At 73.1% G+C, this 22,854-nt stretch carries 20 protein-coding genes; 8 read left to right on the forward strand and 12 right to left on the reverse strand.

Going from position 1 to position 22,854, the window contains the following annotated elements; genetic code table 11:
• Positions 1 to 24 precede the first annotated feature (24 nt).
• Positions 25 to 726 (forward strand): amino acid-binding protein, encoded by a 702-nt coding sequence (locus ACLJOK_RS24475; protein WP_410820945.1) that lies wholly within the window; start codon positions 25 to 27, stop codon positions 724 to 726.
• An 89-nt stretch (positions 727 to 815) separates the two neighbouring features.
• Positions 816 to 1,892: a GNAT family N-acetyltransferase gene (locus tag ACLJOK_RS24480; protein ID WP_410820946.1), complete on the forward strand. Its 1,077-nt coding sequence runs from the start codon at positions 816 to 818 to the stop codon at positions 1,890 to 1,892.
• Between the two features lie 9 nt (positions 1,893 to 1,901).
• On the opposite strand, the gene ACLJOK_RS24485 is transcribed toward ACLJOK_RS24480, so the two are convergent.
• Together ACLJOK_RS24485 and ACLJOK_RS24490 are read right to left on the reverse strand one after the other, a co-directional pair.
• A complete protein-coding gene (locus tag ACLJOK_RS24485) occupies positions 1,902 to 2,300 on the reverse strand; it encodes a VOC family protein (protein WP_410820947.1) in 399 nt (132 codons plus the stop codon).
• Positions 2,301 to 2,376: 76 nt separating this feature from the next.
• Positions 2,377 to 3,942 (reverse strand): aldehyde dehydrogenase family protein, encoded by a 1,566-nt coding sequence (locus ACLJOK_RS24490; protein ID WP_410820948.1) that lies wholly within the window; start codon positions 3,940 to 3,942, stop codon positions 2,377 to 2,379.
• Positions 3,943 to 4,375: 433 nt separating this feature from the next.
• Here ACLJOK_RS24490 and ACLJOK_RS24495 point away from each other — a divergent pair, with 433 nt between their 5' ends.
• The gene (locus ACLJOK_RS24495) at positions 4,376 to 7,279 is read left to right on the forward strand and encodes a glycoside hydrolase family 9 protein (RefSeq protein WP_410820949.1); all 2,904 of its coding nucleotides are present in this window, start codon (positions 4,376 to 4,378) and stop codon (positions 7,277 to 7,279) included.
• Positions 7,280 to 7,387: 108 nt separating this feature from the next.
• Here the strand turns inward: ACLJOK_RS24495 and ACLJOK_RS24500 are convergent, their stop codons facing one another.
• Genes ACLJOK_RS24500 through bioB form a run of 3 tightly spaced genes read right to left on the reverse strand, consistent with a single transcriptional unit; the run spans position 7,388 to position 9,091 of the window.
• Entirely contained in the window at positions 7,388 to 7,894 is a 507-nt protein-coding gene (locus tag ACLJOK_RS24500) for a GNAT family N-acetyltransferase (RefSeq protein WP_410820950.1), read from the reverse strand.
• Between the two features lie 4 nt (positions 7,895 to 7,898).
• Positions 7,899 to 8,099 (reverse strand): hypothetical protein, encoded by a 201-nt coding sequence (locus ACLJOK_RS24505; protein WP_410820951.1) that lies wholly within the window; start codon positions 8,097 to 8,099, stop codon positions 7,899 to 7,901.
• The gene (gene bioB, locus ACLJOK_RS24510) at positions 8,096 to 9,091 is read right to left on the reverse strand and encodes a biotin synthase BioB (protein ID WP_238678841.1); all 996 of its coding nucleotides are present in this window, start codon (positions 9,089 to 9,091) and stop codon (positions 8,096 to 8,098) included. The genes ACLJOK_RS24505 and bioB overlap by 4 nt, the downstream gene beginning before the upstream one ends.
• 155 nt (positions 9,092 to 9,246) lie before the next feature.
• Between bioB and ACLJOK_RS24515 the strand changes: the two genes are divergently transcribed.
• From ACLJOK_RS24515 to ACLJOK_RS24530, 4 genes are all read left to right on the forward strand, one after another.
• Positions 9,247 to 10,383 carry an 8-amino-7-oxononanoate synthase gene (locus ACLJOK_RS24515; protein WP_410820952.1) on the forward strand — a complete coding sequence of 379 codons (1,137 nt, stop codon included), beginning with the start codon at positions 9,247 to 9,249 and terminating at the stop codon, positions 10,381 to 10,383.
• Positions 10,384 to 10,459: 76 nt separating this feature from the next.
• The gene (gene bioD / locus ACLJOK_RS24520) at positions 10,460 to 11,164 is read left to right on the forward strand and encodes a dethiobiotin synthase (protein ID WP_238678930.1); all 705 of its coding nucleotides are present in this window, start codon (positions 10,460 to 10,462) and stop codon (positions 11,162 to 11,164) included.
• 54 nt (positions 11,165 to 11,218) lie between these two features.
• Positions 11,219 to 12,790, forward strand: coding sequence for a sensor histidine kinase (locus ACLJOK_RS24525; RefSeq protein ID WP_410820953.1), 1,572 nt, complete (start codon positions 11,219 to 11,221; stop codon positions 12,788 to 12,790).
• Positions 12,790 to 13,467 (forward strand): response regulator, encoded by a 678-nt coding sequence (locus ACLJOK_RS24530; RefSeq protein ID WP_410820954.1) that lies wholly within the window; start codon positions 12,790 to 12,792, stop codon positions 13,465 to 13,467. The genes ACLJOK_RS24525 and ACLJOK_RS24530 overlap by 1 nt, the downstream gene beginning before the upstream one ends.
• A gap of 36 nt (positions 13,468 to 13,503) precedes the next feature.
• On the opposite strand, the gene ACLJOK_RS24535 is transcribed toward ACLJOK_RS24530, so the two are convergent.
• From ACLJOK_RS24535 to ACLJOK_RS24555, 5 genes are all read right to left on the reverse strand, one after another.
• Positions 13,504 to 14,325 (reverse strand): ABC transporter permease subunit, encoded by an 822-nt coding sequence (locus ACLJOK_RS24535; protein ID WP_410820955.1) that lies wholly within the window; start codon positions 14,323 to 14,325, stop codon positions 13,504 to 13,506.
• Positions 14,322 to 15,254 carry an ATP-binding cassette domain-containing protein gene (locus tag ACLJOK_RS24540; RefSeq protein ID WP_410820956.1) on the reverse strand — a complete coding sequence of 311 codons (933 nt, stop codon included), beginning with the start codon at positions 15,252 to 15,254 and terminating at the stop codon, positions 14,322 to 14,324. The genes ACLJOK_RS24535 and ACLJOK_RS24540 overlap by 4 nt, the downstream gene beginning before the upstream one ends.
• Positions 15,255 to 15,343: 89 nt before the next feature.
• Entirely contained in the window at positions 15,344 to 16,192 is an 849-nt protein-coding gene (locus tag ACLJOK_RS24545; protein ID WP_410820957.1) for a polysaccharide deacetylase family protein, read from the reverse strand.
• A 24-nt stretch (positions 16,193 to 16,216) separates the two neighbouring features.
• Positions 16,217 to 17,407 carry a cytochrome P450 gene (locus ACLJOK_RS24550; RefSeq protein WP_410820958.1) on the reverse strand — a complete coding sequence of 397 codons (1,191 nt, stop codon included), beginning with the start codon at positions 17,405 to 17,407 and terminating at the stop codon, positions 16,217 to 16,219.
• Positions 17,408 to 17,416: 9 nt separating this feature from the next.
• Positions 17,417 to 18,085, reverse strand: coding sequence for a class I SAM-dependent methyltransferase (locus tag ACLJOK_RS24555; protein ID WP_410820959.1), 669 nt, complete (start codon positions 18,083 to 18,085; stop codon positions 17,417 to 17,419).
• 150 nt (positions 18,086 to 18,235) lie between these two features.
• On the opposite strand from ACLJOK_RS24555, the gene ACLJOK_RS24560 reads away from it, so the two are divergent.
• Positions 18,236 to 19,129 carry a hypothetical protein gene (locus ACLJOK_RS24560; protein ID WP_410820960.1) on the forward strand — a complete coding sequence of 298 codons (894 nt, stop codon included), beginning with the start codon at positions 18,236 to 18,238 and terminating at the stop codon, positions 19,127 to 19,129.
• A gap of 69 nt (positions 19,130 to 19,198) precedes the next feature.
• On the opposite strand, the gene ACLJOK_RS24565 is transcribed toward ACLJOK_RS24560, so the two are convergent.
• On the reverse strand, positions 19,199 to 22,129 hold the full coding sequence (locus tag ACLJOK_RS24565) for a M36 family metallopeptidase (protein WP_410820961.1): 2,931 nt from the start codon (positions 22,127 to 22,129) through the stop codon (positions 19,199 to 19,201).
• 140 nt (positions 22,130 to 22,269) lie between these two features.
• A complete protein-coding gene (locus ACLJOK_RS24570; protein ID WP_410820962.1) occupies positions 22,270 to 22,851 on the reverse strand; it encodes a TIGR03086 family metal-binding protein in 582 nt (193 codons plus the stop codon).
• Positions 22,852 to 22,854 lie beyond the last annotated feature (3 nt).

Here is a 22,854-nt window from a genome sequence, read left to right on the forward strand (position 1 = left end):
GGCCCGCCGAGCGGAGGGACAGACATGTTGCTGCGAGTTCGGGTCACCCTGCCGGACCGTCCGGGCACCCTCGGTCAGGTCGCCCGCACCTTGGGCGTCTCCGGGGCGGACATCGTCCAGGTGGTGGTCCTCGAACGGCTCGGCGGGCGCGCGGTGGACGACTTCACTGTCGTCTGGCCGGGCGCGGCGCGGGTGGAGCGGCTGCTGGCTGGCCTCGCGGCGATACCGGGGGTGCGGGTGGACGGTGTGTGGCGGGCGATCGGCGCGCCCACCACCACCGGCCAGGACGCGGAGCTGTTGGCCCAGGTCGCGGCCAACCCGGCGGACGGGTTGGCCACCCTGGTCGACGCGGTACCGGGCCTGCTGGCCGCCGACTGGGCAGTGGGCGCCGTGGTGCCGGTCGACTGGGCCTCGCGCAACGGGGGCGGCGGGGCGACAGTGGGGCACGCGAGCTGGCGTGCTCCCGTTCCCCTGCGGTTGCCGGAGGTGACGCCGCTGCGCGGACGGTCGATGACCACGCCCGACGGCACCCACCACGCGATCGCGCCGTTCGGCCGGGCGGGCCTGGTGCTGGTGGTGGCCCGCGAGCGCAGCGAGACCCTCTCCGCCGCGGCGTTCCACAGCACCGAGGTGGACCGGCTCACCCAGCTCGTCCGCGCCTGCGCGGTGATCCTCGGCGACCGACTCGATCTCGTCGGCGCGCCGCCGGTGGTCGCCGGCCCCTGAGCGGCCCGAGGAGTTCCCGGGCCGACACCGCCGGGCAACCGGGTGGCAACAGGCGGGGGTGAGGCTCTTACCGGGGAAGGGAGCCAACCATGACGTTGTGGCGGATCCGAGCGACTGTGGACGACCGACCGGGCTACCTGTCGGTGCTCACGGCGAGCCTCGCGCTGCGTGGGGTCAACATCCTCACCGTGCAGGTGCAGCCCACCGTGCAGGGCGCGGTGGACGATTTCCTGGTCGACGCGCCGGACGCGCTCGACGAGGCCGAGCTGATCGCCGCCGTCGAGCGGGGTCGGGGCCGGGACTGCTGGGTGGCGCGCAGCGAGGCGCGTGGTCTGGCCGACCAGCCCACCCGAGTGCTCGGGCTGGCCAACCGGCTGGTGCGTGACCCGGACGCGACGGGCGAGGCGTTGCGGACCCTGCTCGCCGTCGACGTCGTCAGGTGGCGACCAGCGTCGGTCGGCGTGGAACGGGGGATAACCGGCGCCAGCATGCTGTTGGCCGACCCGGCGGGTGGTTCGTTCGCGCTGCGCCGGGCCGCGCCCGACTTCACCCCGGCGGAGTACGCGCGGGCGCAGGCCCTGGTCGAGCTGGCCGCCACAGTGGCGCGCCGGGCCGCCGAACAGGTCACAGTGGTGCTGCCCGACGGCGCTGAGGTGGCCGTCCGGCCGGCCAGCGCCCACGACCTGTCCGGCGTGCTGGAGCTGCACGAGGCGTGCTCACCGCGCAGCCGGCAGCGGCGTTACCTGGGCGGGGCGGCGCTGCCGCAGCCGGCCCGGCTGCGTCGACTGCTGGAGCCGAGCCGAGGGCTGACGCTGATCGCCAGTACCACCGGCTCCGACGGCACGGCCGAGTCGGTGGTCGCCATGGCCAATCTGCTCGGCGAGGGCGACGAGGCCGAGGTGGCGCTGCTGGTGCGCGACGACTGGCAGCGGCGTGGGCTCGGCTCGGCGTTGCTGCGCCGGGTGGTTCAGCACGCCGACCGCGCCGGGTACGCGGCGCTGGTCCTGCACGTCCAGGCCACAAACGACCCGATGCTGCGTACGCTGCACCGGCTGGGCCGGCCCACTGTGGTGGAGCGCGACGGCGGGCTACTCACCCTCACCGTCCCGCTCGCCGTGGCCGCCGCGGCGGACCGGAAGGGCGCGCTGTCCACGCCGGGCGTCTAGGGGCCCGGCTCAGGGCCGGGACGGCTCTCGGCGGCCCGAGACGCAGAACCGGTTGCCCTCCGGGTCGGCGAGCACCACGTACGGCGGCTCGGTGGGGTGTGGATCGGTGGGATAGTGCCGCCAGTTGACGATCCGCGCACCGAGGGCGAGCAGTCGGTCGAGTTCCTCGTCGAGGGGTCGGTCGCCGGCGTCCAGATCCAGGTGGAGCCGGGGGAACTCCCGCACGGGGCTCTCGCTGAGGTCCATCGCGAGGGCCGCGCCCGACACCCCGGGCGGCGGCTCCAGCACGATCCACTCGTCGCCGGCGAATCGGGGCTCGCGGCGACGGTAGTTGAGGGCCGCGGCCCAGAACGTTCCTGCCCGCTCGGCGTCGGACACGCCCAGGGAGAGCTGCGCGATCAGTGCCATCTCCCGACGGTACGCGTCGACGGGGGCCCCTTGTGCGCGTCGCGCGTCCACAAGGGGGCCTCTCCCGCTCCGGTGCTCAGGTGGTGGGGTAGCTGTTGTAGTCGGGGAAGTTGCCGTAGAGCCGCCTGTCGCCGCCGACGGTGACGGCCTGCACCAGCAGGTCGCCGCCGACGAAGGCGCCCTTCCAGGAGGCGCCCCGGCCGCCGAACGGTTCGTCCCGGTCACCGCGTGAGCGCGGTTTGTTGATGCCCACCTTGAACGCCTGAAGGTCCACGGCGAGCTTGCCGGCCTCGTCGGTGTCGTCGCAGGCCAGCGAGGCCACCAGCGCGCCGTTGGAGGCGTTCATCGCGGCCAGCAGCTCGTCGGTGGTGTCCACCACGACGATCGTGTCGACCGGACCGAACGGCTCGGCGTGCATCAGCCGGGACCGCCCGGGCGGGGCGAGCAGCACCGATGGCGCCACGTACGCCGAGGTGTCCTGTCCGGGCAGGAACGGCGCGCCGGTGAGCTTGCCCCGGTGCAATGGGATCGCGCCGCCGCGGACCGCCTCGTCGACGGTGCGGCGTAGCTCGTCGGCCTTGGCCGCGCTGATCAGCGGCCCGAAGTCCAGCTCGGGCAGCGGGTCACCGGCGGCCCAGTCGTCGCCGACGGCGAGCGGGTGACCGAAGCGGACCGAGCGGACCACCGGCAGGTACATGTCGAGGAACTCGTCGACCAGGTCGCGCTGCACCACGAACCGGGGGTACGCGGTGCAGCGCTGCTTGCCGTACTCGAAGCCCTTCCTGAGGTGGGTGGCGAGCAGGTCCCACTGGGAGAAGTTCCAGATGCCCCAGGCGTTGAGACCCTCCTGCTCGATGAAGTGCCGCTTGTCGCTGTCGAGCAGCGCGGCGGCCACCTTGCCGCCGTTGGACCGGCCGCCGACAAACGCCACCGCGCCGATCTCGGGTGCCCGGACCAGCACCTCGGACAGCTCCCCGCCGCTGCCGGAGACGAGCGTGGCGGGCAGCCCGGCCCGGCGCATCAGCGCGTGCGCGACGGTCAGGCACACCGCGCCGCCCTGGGACGGTGTCTTGGCGATGACCGCGTTGCCGGCCAGGAGCTGCACCAGTTCGGCGTGCACCAGCACGCTCATCGGGTAGTTCCACGACGCGATGTTGCTGACCGGGCCGGGCAGCGGCTCGCGGCCGTCGGCGAGCATCCGGTCGATCTCGCCGGCGTACCAGCGGACGCCGTCGAGCGCCCGGTCCACGTCGGCGCAGGCCAGCCGCCACGGCTTGCCGATCTCCCAGACCAGCAGCAGGGCGAGCAGGTCGCGGTGGGCGGTGAGCGAGTCCACTGCCTCGGCGACCCGGGCCTTGCGGTCGGCCAGCGGGGTCCGGGCCCAGGTCCGGTGCGCGGCGGCGGCGTGGGCGACAGCGGTGCGCGCGGTGGTCGCGTCGAGGCGAGGCAGGTTGATGAGGACTGTGTTGTCCACCGGGGTGCGGACCGCGGTGGGCTGGCCGACCGCCCGCCATTCGCCCTCGACCAGGTTGTGCAGTGTGGTGACGCCGTCGACCTCGGCGCCGAACGCCTCCGGGGTGACGGCCACCGCGCGGGCCAGGATGTCGGTCCAGGCGGTGTCGTCGGCGAGTCGTAGTGCCATCGCTTCTCCTCAGGGTTGACCAGGGAGCGGCGGCGTCGACGGCACCGCTGGTGAGCGGTACTGTCTCGCGCTTCGTAGCGGGTCAGCAACAGTACGTTTGTCTGGCTGGCCGCCGAAGCGCTCGATCAGCGCGAGCATTTTTCCGGAGGCCTCCGCAGTGAGCTGCGCAAACGCCGGACATTGATCGAAGCATGTCGATGGTGTGAAATGCTCCGCATTGTTACTCATGAGTACGGGAGCGGGTCCCGCGCGCGTCGGCCCCGGGCGGCAGGCTTCCCAACCGACGACCCGGCCATTACATTGTCGTTTATCCATGGGAGCGCTTCCACGGCCCGTGGTCACACCGCCACCCCGCTGTCGCCGGTGGCCGTGCCGCCCGTACGCCGTCCCGCGTCGGTGCGACCGCCGGCGGCGCCTCCGACAGGAGTCCGCCATGCGTCACCTGACCCGGCCGTTCAGCGGCCAGCCCGGCCGGTCGCCGGCCGCCGACCAGCCCTGGCCGCGGCGGCTGCTGGCCCTCGGCGTCGCGCTGCTCACCGGCGCGTCCCTCGCGGTGACCGCGCCACCGTCCGCGCCCGCCTCCGCCGCGCCGGCGGCGACCTACAACTACGCCGAGGCGTTGCAGAAGTCGCTGCTCTTCTACGAGGCGCAGCAGTCCGGTCGACTGCCCGACTGGAACCGGGTCTCCTGGCGCGGCGACAGCGCGCTCGCCGACGGCGCCAGCGCGGGCGTGGACCTCACCGGCGGCTGGTACGACGCCGGCGACCACGTCAAGTTCGGTTTCCCGATGGCGTTCAGCGCCACAATGCTCGCCTGGGGCGCTGTCGAGTACCGCAGCGGCTACACCTCGTCCGGGCAACTGCCGCACCTGCTCAACAACCTGCGCTTCGTCAACGACTACTTCATCAAGGCGCACCCGTCGGCCAACGTCCTCTACGGACAGGTCGGCAAGGGCGACGACGACCACAAGTGGTGGGGTCCGGCCGAGGTGATGCCGATGGCGCGGCCCGCGTACAAGATCGATGCGAGCTGTGGCGGCGCGGACCTGGCGGGGGAGACGGCGGCCGCGATGGCCGCCTCCTCAATGGTGTTCCGGCCCACCGACGCGACCTACGCGGACAAGCTGCTCGGGCACGCCCGGCAGCTCTACACCTTCGCCGACACGGTGCGGAAGGCCTACCACGAGTGCATCACCGACGCCACGAGCTTCTACCGCTCGTGGAGCGGCTGGCAGGACGAGCTGGTCTGGGCCGCGATCTGGCTGCACCGGGCCACCGGCGAGGCCAGCTACCTGGCCAAGGCCGAGAGTGAGTACGACAAGCTCGGCACCGAAAACCAGTCCACCACCCGCTCCTACAAGTGGACGATCGCCTGGGACAACAAGCAGTTCGGCGCGTACGTGCTGCTGGCCAACCTGACCGGCAAGCAGAAGTACGTCGACGACGCCAACCGGTGGCTGGACTACTGGACCGTCGGGGTGAACGGGCAGCGGGTGCCGTACTCGCCGGGCGGGATGGCGGTGCTCGACTCCTGGGGCGCGCTGCGCTACGCCGCGAACACCTCCTTCGCCGCGCTGGTGTACAGCGACAAGACCACCGACACCACACGCAAGGCGCGCTACCACGACTTCGCCGTCCGACAGATCAACTACGCGCTCGGCGACAACCCCCGCAACTCCAGCTACGTCATCGGGTTCGGCGCCAACGCACCGAAGAACCCGCACCACCGCACCGCGCACGGCTCCTGGTGGGACAGCCAGACCGTGCCGGTGGAGACTCGGCACACCCTCTACGGCGCGCTGGTGGGCGGCCCGTCCTCGGCCAACGACGCGTACAGCGACAGCCGGTCGGACTACGTGATGAACGAGGTGGCCACCGACTACAACGCCGGCTTCACGTCCGCGCTGGTCCGGCTGACCTCCGAGTACGGCGGCACGCCACTGGCGAACTTCCCGGTCGCCGAGACGCCGGACATCGACGAGCTGACCGTCGAGACCACTGTGACGCAGGCCGAACCTCGGGCCACCGGGCTCAAGGTGATGGTCTACAACAAGTCCGCGTTCCCGGCCCGCGCGCTGACCGACGGCCGGTTCCGGTACTACTTCCGGCCCGACGGCACCGGCCCGGTGCAGGTCACCGCCGGCTACACCCAGGGCTGCCCGTCCCCGACCACCGCTAAGCAGTTCAGCGGCGACATCTGGTACGTCGAGGTGGACTGCGCCGGGCACACCATCGCCCCGGCGGGTCAGTCGCAGCACCGGATGGAGGTGCAGTTCAAGATCGGCGTGCCGGAGGGTGGCACCTGGGACCCGACCAACGACCCGTCGTACCAGACCACCGCCGGGCCCAACCGGAAGGTGCCGCTCTACTCCGGCGCCACCCGCGTCTGGGGCGAGGAGCCGGGCCCAGTCGTACCGGACACGACCCCGCCGACCGTCCCCGGTACCCCGGTGGCATCTGGCCTCACCCCCCGCGCGGTCACCTTGACCTGGGCGGCATCCACGGACAGCGGCGGCAGCGGCCTCGCCGGGTACGACGTCCGCGAGTTCATGGTCGGTAACGACGTGGTGGCGACCCGACGGGTCACCGAGAACTCGATCACCATCACCACGCTGTTGCCGGAGCGGACGTTCGAGTACACCATCGTGGCGCGCGACGGCGCGGGCAACGAGTCGGCCGCCTCGCCGAAGCTCAGCGTGACCACGCCACCGGCCGGCACCGCCGACACCACAGCGCCGAGCACCCCCGGCACGCCGGTCGCCTCGGCCGTCACCGCCACCGGGCTCACACTGGCCTGGACCCCGTCGACCGACAACGTGGGCGTCACCGGTTACCGGGTCTACCGCGAGGCCGGCGCCACCGACGTGCTGGTCGGCTCGCCGACCGGCACCACCCAGGCGGTGTCCGGGTTGACCGCCTCGACGGCGTACCAGTTCTACGTGGTGGCGGTGGACGCGGCGGGCAACACCTCCGCGGCGTCCACGCCGGTCGCGGTGACCACAGCGGCCCCGCCGGTCGGCGGCGCCTGCACCGTGGGGTACGCCACCACCGACTGGGGCAGCGGCTTCACCGCCAACGTGTCGATCACCAACACCGGCACCACAGCGATCAACGGCTGGACCCTGCGGTTCAGCTTCCCCGGTGGGCAGAGCGTCAGTCAGGGCTGGTCGGCGACGATCAGCCAGAGCGGTGCGGCGGTCACCGCCACGAACCTGTCCTACAACGGCACGATCGCGGCGGGCGCGTCGGTGAGCTTCGGCTTCAACGGCACGTACAGCGGCACCAACCCGAAACCGACAGCCTTCACCGTCAACAACACCCAGTGCACCATCGCCTGACCGGCACCGCGACGAGATCTTGGACAGTTGCCGTTCCGCGCGGACGGTAACTGTCCAAGATCTGCGGTGACCCAGGTGGAGCCGTGTCGAGCCGGGTGAGCCGCCCGCTCACTCCACGAGATCGTCGGCGAGCAGGTCCATCAGCAGGCCGTCGTGCCAGCGGCCGTCCGCGCCGCGCTCGTAGCGGCGCAGCACCCCGACCGGGCGGAAACCAACCTTCGCGTACGCCCGGATGGCGGCGCTGTTCGCCGCAGCCGGGTCGATGGTGAAGCGGTGGTGGCCGTACTCGTCGATCAGGTGTCGGGCCAGGGTGCGGATGGCGTCACCGCCGAGGCCGGCACCGCGCTCCGCCGGGTCGAGGAAGACGTCCAGGCTGGCGTGCCGGTAGTCCGGGTCCGCCTCGGCGTACCACTGGATCGCGCCGATCACCCTGCCGTCGTGCTCGATCGCGTACACGTGCAGGTCGTCGTCGGCGAGGTCGGCCCGCACGGAGTCGGCCAGGTCGTCGCCGCCCCGCCACCACCGGCGTACCTCCGGGTCGGCCCGGATCGCGGCGAGGGCCGGCACGTCCGCGACCGTCGCCGGTCGTAGTGACACCGCCCGCCCTCGCAGCACCGGCTCAGCCCCTGATCTCGCCGTGCTCGACGCAGACCGCCGACCAACCCACCGGCAGCACCTGCACCTTCATTCGGCGACGGCAGCGGGGGCAGAACCGGGGCGGCTCCAACTGGCGGGCCGACGCGCAGGCCGGGTGGGCGGTGGCCGTCGCCGACTCACCGCACCTGTCGCACCACAGCTCCGTCGTCGTCATGGTCGTCACAGCGTGGCGGAGAGCGCCTTGACCGGCATCTTCAACTCGTCCAGCAGCTCCAGGTCGGCCGTCGCCGGTCGACCCAGGGTGGTCAGGTAGTTGCCGACGATCACCGCGTTGATGCCGCCGAGCAGACCAGCGCGGGTGCCAAGGTCGCCGAGGGTGATCTCGCGACCACCGGCGTACCGCAGGATGGTGCGCGGCATGGCCAGCCGGAACGCGGCGATGGCCCGCAGCGCGTCCTTGCCCTCCACCACCGGACGGTCACCCAGCGGGGTGCCGGGACGCGGGTTGAGGAAGTTGAGCGGCACCTCGTGCGGGTTCAGCTCGGCGAGCTGCGCGGCGAACTCGGCCCGCTGCTCGACGGTCTCGCCGAGGCCGAGGATGCCGCCGCAGCACACCTCCATGCCGGAGTCGCGCACCATCCGCAGCGTCTCCCAGCGCTCCTCCCACGAGTGCGTGGTGACCACGTTGGGGAAGTACGACTTGCAGGTCTCCAGGTTGTGGTTGTAGCGGTGCACGCCCATGTCGACCAGGTCGTCGACCTGCTCCTTGCTGAGCATGCCCAGCGACGCGGCGACCTGGATGTCGACAGCCGCCTTGATGGCGGCGACGCCCTCGCGCATCTGCTTCATCAGCCGGTCGTCCGGACCGCGGACCGCGGCGACGATGCAGAACTCGGTCGCCCCGGTCGCGGCGGTCTGCTTCGCCGCCTCGACCAGCGACGGGATGTCCAGCCAGACCGAGCGAACCGGCGAGGTGAACAGGCCCGACTGCGAGCAGAAGTGGCAGTCTTCCGGGCAGCCGCCGGTCTTGAGCGAGACGATCCCCTCGACCTCGACCTCCGGGCCGCACCAGCGCATCCGCACGTCGTGAGCGAGCTGGAGGGCGGCGGGCAGGTGCTCGTCGGGCAGGTTCAGCACGGCGAGGATGCCGGCCTGATCGAGGCCGACACCGTCACCCAGGACCTGGGTCCGGGCCTGGTCGAGGATCTCTGGCATGGCTCGTACCCTACAAGGCCGCCCGATCAGCTGGAATGCCCTGGCAGTTCGTGGACAGCTCGCACCGAGTGGAATCGTCGGGCCGGTGGCGGCGGGTGGTAATTTCGCCCGGCGGGTGTCGGGCTGACCGGCACGCACAGCGGGGGAGGGTGACGGTGGCGGACTGGCTGGCGGCGCTCGACCGCCGCGCGGAGCTGCGGGCGAAGGCCGGGTTGACCAGGCGACTGCATCCGCGTCCGGCCGACGATCAGATGACCGATCTGGCCGGCAACGACTACCTCGGCCTGGCCACCCATCCGGATGTCATCGCCGCGGCCACGGCGGCCCTGTCGGCGTACGGGCTGGGGGCGACCGGGTCGCGCCTGGTTCGGGGCTCCACCGACGCGCACCGGGCCCTGGAGGAGGACCTGGCCCGCTGGCTGGGCACCGACGGCGCGCTGGTCTTCTCCTCCGGCTACCTGGCCAACCTCGGCGCGCTGCGGGCGCTCGTCCAACCTCGGACGCTGCTCGTCTCCGACGCGCACAACCACGCGTCGCTGATCGACGGCTGCCGCATCTCCGGTGCGGAGACGGTGGTCACCCCGCACGCCGACGTCGACGCGGTGGCCACCGCGCTCGCGGCCGCTCCCGGCCGCCCGGCGGTGGTGGTGACCGAGTCGGTCTTCTCGGTCGACGGTGACCTCGCCCCATTGGCTCGGCTGCACGCCGTGGCCCGCCGTCACGGCGCGCTGCTGCTTGTCGACGACGCGCACGCGCTCGGCCTGACCGGCCCGGCCGGCGCGGGCGCGGTGGCGGCCACCGGGCTGGCCGGCGAGCCGGACGTGGTGGTCACCGCCACCCTGTCCAAGGCCCTCGGTGGCGCGGGTGGCGTTGTCGCCGGCCCGGCCGAGTTCGTCCGGCACCTGGTCGAGACCGGGCGCACGTTCATCTTCGACACGGCACTGCCGCCGGCGGTCGCCGCCGGTGTGCACGCCGCGCTGCGGCTTGCCCAGGCCGGCGACGACCTGCGCGCCGAGCTGTCCGACCGGGTGGGGCTGGCGGTCGGTCGACTGCGGGCGGCCGGGTTGACCGTCTCCGCACCGGACGCGGCGGTGATCTCGGTGACCGCCCCGGGGCCGGAGGCGGCGACCGCCTGGGCCGCGGACTGCCGGGACCGGGGCGTCGCGGTGGGCTGTTTCCGTCCACCATCCACCCCGGACAGCCGCTCCCGCCTGCGCCTCACGGTCAGCGCGGGGGTGCCCCGGGCGGCGTTCGAGCGGGCGCTGGACGTCATCGTGGACTGCGCGCCGTGAGCGCGAGGAGTGAGCCGGGGTTGCGAGCCCCGCAGTCGCGAACCAAGGTGGCGCCGTGAGCGGGTGGGCGGGGTCGGTGCTGGTTACCGGGACGGACACCGAGGTCGGCAAGACGGTGGTGACCGCGGCGATCGCGGCCGCCGCGCAGGCGGCCGGGCTGCGGGTGGCGGTGGTCAAACCGGGCCAGACGGGTACGGCCGGGGGTGAGCCCGGCGACGTGGACGCGGTCAACCGGCTGGCTGCGCCGCTGACCGGTCGGACCTTGGCCAGCTATCCGGATCCGCTCGCCCCGTTGGCCGCCGCGCGGGTCGCCGACCTGCCGCCGCTGGAGTTGTACGCGGCGGTGGACGCCGTCCGGGCGGAGGCCGACAAGCACGACCTCGTGTTGATCGAGGGCGCGGGTGGGTTGCTGGTTCCGATGGGGCTGCGGCCGTCGGGGGAGCCGTGGACGATGGCCGACCTGGCGGTGTCGCTCGGCGCGCCCGCTGTGGTGGTCGCCCGCGCCGGGTTGGGCACGCTCAACCACACCGCGTTGACCCTGGAGGCGTTGGACCGTCGGGCGGTGCCGGCCGGTGTGGTGATTGGTGCCTGGCCGGCCCGGCCGGAGCTGGTGCACTGGACGAACCTCACCGATCTGGTGCCGAACCTGCTCGGCGCGTTGCCCGACGGTGCCGGCGCGATGGATCCGGGTGTTTTCCGGCGGTCCGCGCCGGGTTGGCTCACTCCGGCCCTGCACGGCGTGCTCGACGACTGGCGGGTCTGGGCCGAGGAGAGCGGCTGAACACCTGACTTTCGTCGGTGTCCGCGCAGGTCGGGCGTGGGTAGCCTGACCGCCGTGCGGATTCTCGACTTCGCGCCGCCGGATTGGCTGCACCGGCGGCGTCGCCTGCTGCTGGACGTGCTGCTCTGGGCGGTGGTGGCCGCCCCGGTGGGCTACGCCGAGGTCAGCCCGCCCTATTCGCGGTACACGTTGCCGCTGCTGGTCGGCAAGCTGCTGGTGCTGAGTGCGGCGGTGGTGGCGAGTCGACGGCAGCCGTTGGTCGCCCTGGTGCTGGCGGTGCTCGGGTCGTTGGTCGATGGCAACTTCGTGTTCGCCATTCCGGTGTTCAGTTATCTCGCCGGGCGGCGCAGCGCCACAGTGGGTCCGGCGATCATGGTCTTCGTGCTGATCACGGCCGGTGGTACGGCGCTCAACCTGGGGTTGCTCGGCGCCGGCGCGGCCACCTGGTTCCTGCTCGCCTCGGTGCTGCTCTTCGCCGCCGTGTTCCCCTGGTTGGTCGGCCGGTACCGCCGCCAGCAGCAGGAGTTGGCCGACGCCGGTCGTCGGCACGTCGACGCGCTGACCCGCGAACAGCGGGGTGCCGCCGAGCGGATCCGGCTGCGTGAGCGGGCCCGGATCGCCGGGGAGATGCACGACTCGCTTGGTCACGACCTCAGCCTGATCGCGTTGCGCGCCGCCGCCTTGGAGGTCGCCGCCGACCTGGACGACCGGCACCGGGCCGCGGCGGGGGAGTTGCGGGCCAGCGTCTCCGCCGCCACCGAGCGACTGCACGAGATCATCGGGGTGCTCCGCGAGGAGGCGGGCGCGTCGATGCGTCCGAGCGGGGAGAGCGTGGCCGACCTGGTCGACGGTGCCCGGGAGGCCGGCATGGCGGTACGGCTGGACGCCGCCCCGGCGGTCGCGGACCTGTCGGCGATGACCGGTCACGCGGCGCACCGGATCGTTCGGGAGGCGCTGACCAACGCGGCCCGGTACGCGCCGGGCGCCCCGGTCGATGTGCGCCTCACCCGCGACGGTGACCGGGTCGAGGTGGCCGTCGTCAACGACGCTCCGCCGGCCGGGCCGCTGCCCGCCCCGCCGTCGCAGGGCAGTGGGCTGCTCGCCCTCGCCGAACGGGTCCGCCTCGCCGGTGGGACGCTCGACGCCGGCCACCGGGCCGACGGCGGGTTCGCGGTACGGGCGGTGTTGCCGGCCACCGCGCCGCCGCCCGAGGCGATCGGGTCGGCGGCCGAGGCCGGGCCGACGCCTTGGTCCGACGAGCGGCCCGATCCGGCGGAGCGGCCGGTGGACGCCGAGCGGCGGCTGCACGACGCCCGGCGGCGGGTTCGGCGCAGCCTGCTGGTGGCGCTCGTCGCACCGGTCGGGTTCGCCCTGGTGCTCTCGTTCGTCTACTACCCGGTGGCGACAGCCGGGACGGTGCTGGACCGGGCCACCTTCGACCAAATGCGCGTCGGCACGGCCAGATCGGAGTTGACCGGCCTCCCCCGGCGGCAGCTGGAGCGCCCCAGCGTGGTCGACCGGGCCGACTGCGAGTACTACACCGACGGCAACTTTCCCCTCGCCGCGCCGACCTGGCGGCTCTGTTTCACCGATGGCCGGCTGGTCAGCAAGGAGTGGATCGCGTAATGAACACCGACATGGCCGGGGTACCGCCGATCCGGGTCGTCCTGGCCGACGACGAGGCGATGATCCGGGCCGGCGTCCGGGCCATCCTCGCCAGCGACCCCGGCATCGAGGTGGTCGCCGAGGCCGGCGACGGGCACGCGGCGGTGGAACTGGTCCGTGCCCACCGACCCCGGGTCGCGCTGCTGGACATCCGGATGCCGCGGCTGGACGGGTTGGCCGCCGCAGCCGAGATCCGCCGGGTGGTGCCGGAGACCGCGACGATCATGCTGACCACGTTCGGCGAGGACGACCACGTGGCCCGGGCGCTCGGGCACGGCGCCAACGGGTTCCTGCTCAAGGCCGGCGACCCGCGTGAGCTGATCGCCGGTGTGCACGCCGTCGCCGACGGTGGGGCGTACCTGTCGCCGAGGGTGGCCCGCCGGGTGATCGAGCTGGGGGCCGGCCGCCTGGCCCGCCGACCCGCCGCCCGGGAGCGTACGGCCGGGCTGACCGAGCGGGAACGGGAGGTGCTGGCCCTGGTCGGGGCGGGGCTCTCCAACGCCGAGATCGCCCGCCGGCTGCACCTGGTGGAGGGCACAGTGAAGAGCTATCTGACCAGCATCTTCACCCGGCTGGACGTACGCAACCGGGTGCAGGCGGCGATCCTCGCGTACGAGGCGGGGCTGGTCGACGGCTGAGCGGGGGCCCCGACGGGCCCCCGCTCAGTGCACGCTCTACGCGTCGCGGCGGCGCAAGGCGGCCCGGCCCAGCAGCAGCGCGGCGCCCGCCCATCCGGCGAGCAGGAGCAGCCCGACCAGGCTCGGATACGGCTCGGTGTCGCCGGCCAGGAAGTGCCCGCCGGCCACGCCGGGGAACACGTCGGCGATCCGGTTCAGCACGTCGATGTCCGGCTGCTGCAACGACAGCGGCACGATCATCAGGGTGGCGAGGAGCACGGTGATCGTGAGCACCGCACTCCGTAGCGCGGCGCCGAGGCCCAGGGCGAGCACCCCGATCAGCGCCAGGTAGATCGCCACCGCCACGATGTCGCCGATCGTGCCGGCGGCCGGTGCGCTGCCCCACTCACCGAGCACCGGCCGGGCGACCAGGGCACCGACACCGCCGAGCAGCAGGCCGAGGACGAAGGTGACAACGCCGGTCACCACGGCCTTGGCCAGCAGTACGCGGCCACGGGACGGGGTGCACTGCAACGTGGTGCGGATGGTGCCACTCGTGAACTCCGCGGTGATCGCGAGCAGGCCGAGCGCCAGCACCACGTACTGGGTCATTTCGACCGAGTCGATCAGCACGCTGCCGACGGTGACGATTCCCAGGTCGTCGGTCGGGTCGTCGTTGGTGTTGTCGTTCGCCGCGTAGATGGCCAGTTGGCCGGCGCTGGCGGCCATCACCAGCAGCCCGGCCAGCGCCGTCCACCAGGTGCTCCGCACCGAGGAGAGCTTGGTCCACTCGGCGGCCACGGCACCCCGGAAGGCGCCCGGCGCACCTGCGGCCGGCGCGATGGCGGGACGGCTGTCCGTGTCGGTCTGCGCGCTCATCGTTGCCCACCCTCGGTCGTTCCGCCGGCGTACTCGACGCTGTCGGCGGTGAGTTCCATGAACGCCTGTTCCAGCGACGCGGCGTGCGGGCTCAGCTCGTGCAGTCGTACCCCCAGCTCGTGGGCCAGGTCGCCGACCCGGTCGGCGGTGGTGCCGACGACGGTCAGCTCGTTGCGGTCGGCCGCCTCCACCGTCGCGCCGGCGGCGGTGAGGCGCGCGGCGAGGGCGGCCAGCCCGTCCGGGTGTGGGCTGCGGACCCGGACCGCGACAGTGCTGCGGGCGATCACGTCGCCGATCGGCGCGTCGGCGAGCAGTCGCCCCCGGCCGATCACCACGAGCTGGTCGGCGGTGAGCTGCATCTCGCTCATCAGGTGGCTGGAGACGAAGACCGTCCGCCCCTCGTCGGCCAGCGACCGCGTCAGCTGCCGCACCCAGCGCACCCCGTCCGGGTCGAGGCCGTTCACCGGCTCATCGAACATCAGCACCGGTGGGTCGCCGAGCAGCGCGCCGGCGATGCCGAGCCGTTGGCCCATCCCGAGGGAGAGCGTCCGCCCCGGCTTACCGGCGGCCCGTCCGTCCAGCCCGACGGTGTCCAGCACCTCGTCGACCCGGCGGATCGGGATGCCGTTGCTGTGTGCCATGGCCCGCAGGTGCGCCCGGCCGGACCGGGCGGGGTGGATGGCCCGGGCGTCGAGCAGCGCACCCACCTCGTGCAGCGGCCGGCGCAACTCCCGGTACGCGCGCCCGGCGACCAGGGCCTGCCCGGCGGTGGGACGGTCCAGCCCGAGGATCATCCGCATGGTGGTGGACTTGCCGGCGCCGTTGGGGCCGAGGAAGCCGGTGACCCGGCCGGGCGCGATGTCGACGGTCAGGGCGTCGACAGCGACTGTCGACCCGAACCGTTTCGTCAACCCACGTAATGTGATCATGCGCTGACGCTAGGCGAGTGGCCTGCTGCCGCACCGCGCCCGAACGGCACCACCCACCCCTGACTTTCGTCAGGTCGGTGGCGGGTTGCTCACCGTACGTACTGCTCCAACAGCGCGGGGGTGAGCCCGGCCCGGTGAATCGCCTTCAACGCCGCGAGAAGGTCGTCCATCAGCGCCGGTCGGAAGTGCATCAGCAGCACGTCGCCGGGTTGGACCACCTTCTCCGGGGTCTGGTAGCGCACCTTTCCCTCGTGGACGGTCTCGGTCCAGTGGAAGACCGCCTTCGCGCCGCAGTCGTGCGCGGCCTTCAGCGTGGTGCTGTCATGCTCGCCGAACGGTGGCCGGAACAGGGTGGGGCGCTTACCGAACAGTTGCTCCAACCTGTCGGCGGCACCGCAGATCTCCTGCTTCTGGTAGTCGTACGACCGGCCGGCCAGCGAGTTGTGCGTGATGGTGTGGTTCTCCACGGCCCCTCCCACCGCCTCGATCTGCCGGAAGTAGTCGGTGTTCTCCGCCGCCGCCGGCGAGTTGAGGAACATCGTCACCGGGATGCGCGCCTCCCAGATGAAGTCGATCACTTCCGGCGGGCGGGCCAGCCCACCGTCGTCGATGGTGATGAAGGCGACCTTCTGGTCGGTCGGCAGGCGGTGCCAGAACGCCGCCGAACCGGTCGTGGGCAGCACTACCGGTTGCGGCTGCGGCGCCTCGGGGAACGTCGGCACCTGGGACACGTACCAGGCCAGGCTCTTGAACGCCGGTTTCGCGGTCGAGGACGGCGAGGCCGAGGGGGTCGGCGCCGGTGCGGACGGAGTCGGCTGGGCCACGGTGATCTGCCGAGCGTGCGCCGGGTGACTGGGGCCGACTGTGCAGGCACTCAACGCCAGCAGGGCCAGAAGCGTTACGACGGCAGGGATCCGACGGGTGGGGATGGCTGACACGCCCGGAAACATACCGAGCGGATGTCAGGATCCGGTCAGCCCGGTGACCCCGGGGAAACGGCGGACCACGAACGCGTCCGGCATCCGGAAGGTGAGGTTGTCGGGGCACCAGGGCGGACGGAGCACTGTCACCCCGTCCAGCAGCGGCGCGGCCTCGGCCACCACCACGGCCGCCTCCATCCGGGCCAGCACGTCCCCGACGCAACGGTGCGCGCCCGCCCCGAACGCCAGGTGTCGGCGTGACCCACGCTGGCCCGGACGGAACTCGTCGGGCGACTCCACGACCGCCGGGTCCCGACCGGCACGGCCCAGCCACAGCACGATGCTGCTGCCCGCCGGCACCGGCGTGCCGCCCAGCGTGCTCTCGGTCGTCGCCACCCGCCGCCAGGTGACGATCGGCGGCTCCAGCCGTAACCCCTCCTCCACGACGTCGGCCACCGCGACCTCGCCGGTGCGCAGGCCGGCCCGGACCGCGGGCTCGCCGGCCAGCCGGTGCAGCAGCAGGGTGAGGAACTGCGAGGTGGTCTCCTGCCCGGCGACCAACAGGAAGAAGAGCGCGCCGACCACCACGTCCGGCGGGTGCCCGGCCGCGCGCAGCTCGGCGGCCAACCCGCCACCGACGGCCGCGAAGTCACGCAGTACCCGGTGGAACCGGCCCACCTCGGCGGCGAGCGCCACCTGCCGGTCGGCGTCCAGTGGTGCCCAGAACAGCTCCAGGGCGGCGCGGGCGAACTCCTTGACCGCGCCGACCGGCGCGTCCGGCAGCTCGACCAGCCGGGCCAGCGCCAGCAGCGGCAGGTCGGCGGCGAGGTCCGCGTACAGGTCGACCGGTTTGCCGGCGTCGAGCGCGGCGCCGATCCGGGCGACCCGGTCCCGGACCAGCGCGGTGAGCCACTGCTGCTGCGCGGCCACCCGGGCGGGGTGCAACGCCTCCGCCACGATCGCCCGGATCTGCGGATGGCTGACGCCCGAGTTGTTCGCCAGAGTCGGCGGCAGCCGGAACCGGTGCCCGGCGAGCACCCGCAGCGCGGCCGCCGGCATCGGTGTCACCGCGTCCAGCGCGTTGTCCGGCCGGTAGGTGACCGCGTCGGCGAGGACCTGGCGGACCAGGGCGTGCCGGGTCACGACCAGGTGGGTGCCGCCGACGTGGTCCGGCACCCGGGCCACGTCCGGCCATGCGGGGTCGGCCACCTGCGCCCAGCTGCGGAACAGCACCCGGACACGCTAGCCGGCAGCCCTCGGCAGCCCGGCCCGCAGCCGCCAGACGGTGGTGCGCTTCACCCGCACACTCTCCAGCGCCTCCGGCACCGGCACGTCGTACCCGGCCACCTCGTCGAAGCGGTCCCGGGGCAGGAACGCCCGGCCGGGGTCACCGACCAGCGCCGGCGCGCCGGCCCGGGCCGCGCGCAGCAGGAACCGCAGGACCCGGCGGGCCATCGCCTCGCTGTAGAAGACGTCGCCGGCGAGAACCACCTCGGCGTCCCCGGCGTCGCCGTCGAGGATGTCGCCGAACTCTGCGTCGACGCGTACCCCGTTGGCCTCGGCGTTGAGGGCGACCGCCGCCACCGCCAGCTCGTCCACCTCGACGGCCCGCACGGACGCCGCGCCGGCGCGGGCAGCGGCGATGGCCACCAGGCCGGAGCCGGAGGCGAGGTCCAGCACCCGCCGGCCCGCGACCAGCTCCGGGTGGTCGGTGACGTGGCGGGCGAGGGCCTGCCCGCCGGCCCAGGCGAACGCCCAGAACGGCGGCGGCCGGTCGCTGGAGAATTCGCCCTCGGTCAGCTCCCACAGGCCGATCGGCTCGTCCGCCTGGTGCAGCCGCACCTCGGGAACGAAGGGGACCGGGGCCAGCCGGGCGTGCAGCCGGACGAACGTGCTGGAGAGCTCGGACACGGCGTGATTCTCCCAGCGGCCCGACTTCCGGCGTGTCGCGGGGGAGCGGTGACCGGTTCACCACGGTCGGTGAAAAGCCACCCCGTCCTTGCCGTCCGGTGCGAACACACCCGTCTGGTCGGCGCGGTGCCCCGCTTCTAGCGTTGCGGGGTGGAGGCAACCGAACGGAGGACGGCGGTGGTGACGGTGTGGCGGTATGCGCTGAGGGCAGGGGTGGTGCTGGCCTGTCTGAGCGGGGTGGAGCTGGCGGTGGCCGCCCCGGCACAGGCGGCCTTCACCACCGAGATGAGCGGCCTGCCGGGACGGTTCACCGCCGGTGAGCAGGTGCGGACGATCTCCGCGGTGGTCTCCCAGACGGACCGGCGCGCCAGGTGCGCGAAGGTGCGCTGGTCGATGGTGCTCAGCGTGCAGGGCGGCCTCCGGCTCGACCAGGTGAAGATGGACCGGGTGGAGGAGAACGGCGACTTTCCGCTGGAGATCCGCACCGAGGGTGACGTGGCCCGGTTGACCGACCGGCAGCTCGACCCGGGCACGCTCTGCCCGGGCCGCACTGTCACGGCCCGCTACCGGGTGGCTTTCGCCGAGGACGTCACCCAGGGGCGGGTCACCCTCGCCGCCGAGGCGTACGACGCCAACCTGCGCCTGCTGGCCCGGCAGACCGCCACCCGTTCGGTGGTGGGAGCGGGCGGCACCCCGACCAGTACGCCGAAGCCGACGGCGACCCCGCCGGAGCCCACCGAATCCGCGAGCGCGCCGGCCGAGGGCGACAGCACGGCGACGGAGGAGCCGGCCGTGGAGTATCCGGCCGAGGCCGTGCCACCGGCGGCCAACCGCCCTGTTTCGCAGTCCGGCGCGTTCGGCGTGGTGCAGGTCGCCTTCCTGCTCGGCGGGCTGCTGCTCTTCCTCGGGGTGGGGCTGCTGCTGCGGCTGCGGCACCTGACCCGGGCCGCGGCCGGGGACGCCGACGGGGGCGACGACCCCCCGGTGGACCGGCGCTGGGAGCGCCCGGCCGTCGCCGACCCCTGGCGTCGGGCGCACCGCTGATCGAGGGCAGTGGGGCCGGCGGATGATCGAGGGCAGTGGGGCCGGCGGACGTCCGCCGGCCCCACTGTGTCACTTCGAGAACGCCTGGAACTCGGCGATCCTGACCTGGCTCCGGGCCGGGCTGGCGGTCGCGCAGTCCGTCGTCGTGGCCGGGTCGTCGTCCTGCTCGCCCGCGTAGTTCGGGCCACCGGTGCACTGGCTCGCCAGCACCTCGACGCGCAGGTGGGTGGCGAGGGTGGTGGGCACCGCGAACGTCCGGAGGTTGATGTCGCGGCTGTACGCCCGGTACGCCCCGCCGGGGAACGCGTCCCCCGCGCTGGTGTAGATGCGCTGCCAACGCGTCGGATCCGCGCAGTCGGTGGTCGTCGCGTTGCAGGCGGACACCGCGAACGAACGCAGCGCACTGAGCGCGTTCTGGGCGCCGGTGTCGGCGTCGCCGGTGATCGCCGGCCGCAGCATCGCGCTGACGTTCACCCGCTTGACCGTCTGCGGGGCGTCGCCCGGCAGCGCCACGGTGAGCTGCCGGCCGGCGACCCCGTCCAGGGACGCCCAGTTCGTCGCCTCGGTGTCGTCGACGACACGGTCCAGGTTGACCCCGTCGCCGGTGACTGTGGCGCCGGACGCGCTGGAGGCGAGGTTGCGGCTCATCCGCAGGTCGACGTACCCGTCCTGACCGGCCTTGGCGACCGCGCTGAGCCGCTGGTGCCCGAAGCCGGGGGCCACGGCGAGCAGGTCGTACGTGCCGGCGACCATCTCGACGGTGTCCGGGATCGGCGTCGCCGGGTCGGTGTCGGCCACCGGCACGGCCCGCGCCTCGTACGCCCCCACGTACACCCGGATCGGCGCGTTGGCGCTGTCCCCGCGCGGGCGCAGGGTGAGCGTCGCGTTGCCACCGCTCGGCGAGGCGAAACTCGGCGTCGGGTCGGTGTCGCCGGCACCGTTGGTGGCGGCGTCCCGGCCCATCCCGGAGCGGGCGAACTCGGCCCAGATCAGGTCCTGGTTCGCCCCGCCGAAGCGGAGCAGGTCGGCGGTGAGCATGTTGTCGCGCATGTCGAGCATGCTGACCTGGCTGGCGGCCTGGAGCAGGAACGAGTCGAAGACAAGCTGTGACCAGCGCCGGTTGCCCGGGCACTGATCGGCCGCGACCTTGCCCAGCGCGCAGTCGAGCTGCCGTTGCGGGGTGCCGAGGCCGTACCGCTTCACCAGGGCGGAGCGGACCCGGAAGTTGGTGGCACCCCAGATCTCCCCGTCGGCGTGCACGGCCGGGCCGGCGGTGTTGTAGCCGATGTCGGAGTAGTTGAGCGGGCTGCGGCTCAGGTCGTAGTTGCGGATGCCGCTGACCAGGTTGCCGGTGACGTAGCCGCCGGTGATGAAGGGCGTCTCGCCGGGCGCGCGCAGCCCGTGCTGGAAGAGGTACTCGGCGGCGAGCAGATCGCCCCAGGACTCACCCATCGACCCGCCCTGGTGGCCGCTGATCCCGCTGTCCGGGCCGGCGATCATCCGGTTGGTGATCGCGTGGGTGTACTCGTGACCGATCACGGTCATGTCGTAGTCGCCGTCCACACACGGCGGGTACGGCCCACCGGCCTGCGGCTGCCAGAGGTACATGTTGGTGGTCGGCGGCAGCCCGTCGCGCGGGGTGCCCTGGTTGGCGTTGTTCCGGTTGCCGGTCAGCGCGCCCTGCTGGGCGCGGCCCTGCTCGGCGTCACCGCCCAGGCCGGACGGGGTGAGGTTGACCGCCTGGAGGTTCCACGCCGACTCGGTGAAGCCCAGTTGGTACGACCAGTCGTGCATCCGGTTGTGCATGGCGAAGAGGTTGGCGATCGACGCGTCCGCGTCGTTGCGCTGGGCGGAGGTGAACACCCCCGGGTTGCACCGGGCCTGGTGCCACTGGTCGGTGAAGGGGTACTCGTAGCGGCGTTCCGGGCTGGTGGGTGCCGGCACGACCGGGGTGTTCGCACCCCAGGACAGCACAGTGTTGGCCGAGTTGCCGCGCGAGGTGAAGGTCGGCGTGCCGGTTGCCGCGTCGACGTCCCACTGTTGGCCGGTGGCCGGGTCGCGGAAGGCGGCCTGGCAGCCGGGGGTCGGGTCGCCGCACCAGCGCACCCGGGGGTCCTGCCCGGGGCCGAGGTCGCGGGGCGGGGTGGCCGGGAAGACCGCCCAGCTCGGGTTGTCGGAGTCGAAGTCGACGAGGTCCTCGCGGACCAGCACCTGGCCGGTGCTGCCGTCCACGTAGCTGGTGAACGCGGCCGGGTGCTCGGTGTCCGCGCCGATCATGGTCACCTCGTAGGCGGCCCGTGGCCCGTCCAGCGGGGTGGGCACGGCCACCGACCGGATGGTGTGGCTGGCCACCGCGTCGGCGGTCAGCTTGGCGTCGGCGAGCGCGGCAACGTACGCCTGCTCGGCGGTGCGGGTGGCCGGCGCTGGCGTGCCGGTGTTGCGGGCCAGCGAGGAGCTGACCGAGAGCACCGCGCCGTCGGCGACCGCGAGGGTGACGAGGCCGTCCGGCCCGGCGGGCAGGTCGCCGAAGCGTTGCCGGAGGGTGACAACTGTGCCGCTGCCGATCGGCCGGACCAGTACCCGTTCCATGCTGGCCACCGTGGCGGCGTCCATGCCGAACAGGTAGTGGTTGGCGGCCAGGTAGGCGCGGGCGGCGGCCTCCGGATCGGCGGGCAGCCCGGTGGCCAGCGGAGTGCGGCCGGGGCCGAGCGCCTGCGGGGTGCCGAGCCGGTTCCACCGGACGTCGGGGTCGACGGCGCGGGCCAGGCCGCGTTGGCGGGCGTCGGGTGCCGCCGTACCGGTGCGATTGTCGGCGTCGGCGGGCGTGTGTCCCTCGGCGAACGGCCCGGACCGGCGCTCGGCGGACGCCGCGCCGCCGGTGGGGGCCGCGGTGCTCACGCCGGTGGGGAGCAGCGCGGCGGCCGTCGCCGTCGTCGCCAGGATGGCGATGAGCCGGCGTCGACGCCGGCTCATCGGGGGTGACCACTCCGGTTGTGGCACGGGACCTCCTCGTGGGAGCGGGATGGCCGGCGAGTCGCCGGCCACAGATGCGCGGTGACGCATGCGCATCTGTGGATATCAGCCTCCCGAGGTCACGGCAAGGTCCGGAGCCGCTATCGCACCAACAGATCGAGATTTGCTCAGTCGCCTGGCGCCCAGTCGGGGTCACGGCCGAACGCGGCCAGTAGGTGGTCCTGCTCGTCGGCGTCGTCGGGCACCTGTACCCCGGTGTGGACCAGGTTGTTGCGCCGGTAGGCGTCGAGCTGGCCGGCGAACCACTGGGCGGCGGCGTGCACCGCGTCCGGGTCGAGCCGTGGCTGCGCGCCGATCGCCACCGCCACGTCCCAGCCGTGCACGAGGTGCTCGGCGAGGAGTTGCTGGAGGTACTCGGTGGCCGGGGTGTCGCCGGCGGAGAGGTGCACGGTGCGGTCGATGGTGCCGGGGTGGGTGGCGGCGATCTCGGCCTGCGCGGCGGCCTCCCGGGCCGTCGCGATCGGGTCGGCCCCGAGTTGGTCACCGTCGAGCCGGTTGCCGACCTCGTCGATGGTCCGGCCGGCGAGCAGCGGAACGCTCCACCGGTCCTCGGTCACCACGTGGTTGACCAGCGTGCGGACGTCCCAGTCCGAGCATGGTGTCGGGTCGGACCACTGGCCGGGCTCGATCTGGTCGACCCGGTCGATGAATTCGGCCAGGCTCCGGCGGTACGCCTCCAGGAGATCCATGCT

The sequence above is a fragment of the Micromonospora sp. 050-3 genome (assembly GCF_046549335.1).
In the GTDB taxonomy this organism is placed as follows: Bacteria; Actinomycetota; Actinomycetes; order Mycobacteriales; family Micromonosporaceae; genus Micromonospora; species Micromonospora trifolii.

What these genes read in the sequence shown, in the direction of transcription:
- ACLJOK_RS24475 (WP_410820945.1), top strand. Translation starts at nt 25, where the DNA reads ATGTTGCTGCGAGTTCGGGTCACCCTGCCGGACCGTCCGGGCACCCTC.
- ACLJOK_RS24480 (WP_410820946.1), top strand. Translation starts at nt 816, where the DNA reads ATGACGTTGTGGCGGATCCGAGCGACTGTGGACGACCGACCGGGCTAC.
- ACLJOK_RS24485 (WP_410820947.1), bottom strand. Translation starts at nt 2,300, where the DNA reads ATGGCACTGATCGCGCAGCTCTCCCTGGGCGTGTCCGACGCCGAGCGG.
- ACLJOK_RS24490 (WP_410820948.1), bottom strand. Translation starts at nt 3,942, where the DNA reads ATGGCACTACGACTCGCCGACGACACCGCCTGGACCGACATCCTGGCC.
- ACLJOK_RS24495 (WP_410820949.1), top strand. Translation starts at nt 4,376, where the DNA reads ATGCGTCACCTGACCCGGCCGTTCAGCGGCCAGCCCGGCCGGTCGCCG.
- bioB (WP_238678841.1), bottom strand. Translation starts at nt 9,091, where the DNA reads ATGCCAGAGATCCTCGACCAGGCCCGGACCCAGGTCCTGGGTGACGGT.
- ACLJOK_RS24530 (WP_410820954.1), top strand. Translation starts at nt 12,790, where the DNA reads ATGAACACCGACATGGCCGGGGTACCGCCGATCCGGGTCGTCCTGGCC.
- ACLJOK_RS24535 (WP_410820955.1), bottom strand. Translation starts at nt 14,325, where the DNA reads ATGAGCGCGCAGACCGACACGGACAGCCGTCCCGCCATCGCGCCGGCC.
- ACLJOK_RS24540 (WP_410820956.1), bottom strand. Translation starts at nt 15,254, where the DNA reads ATGATCACATTACGTGGGTTGACGAAACGGTTCGGGTCGACAGTCGCT.
- ACLJOK_RS24570 (WP_410820962.1), bottom strand. Translation starts at nt 22,851, where the DNA reads ATGGATCTCCTGGAGGCGTACCGCCGGAGCCTGGCCGAATTCATCGAC.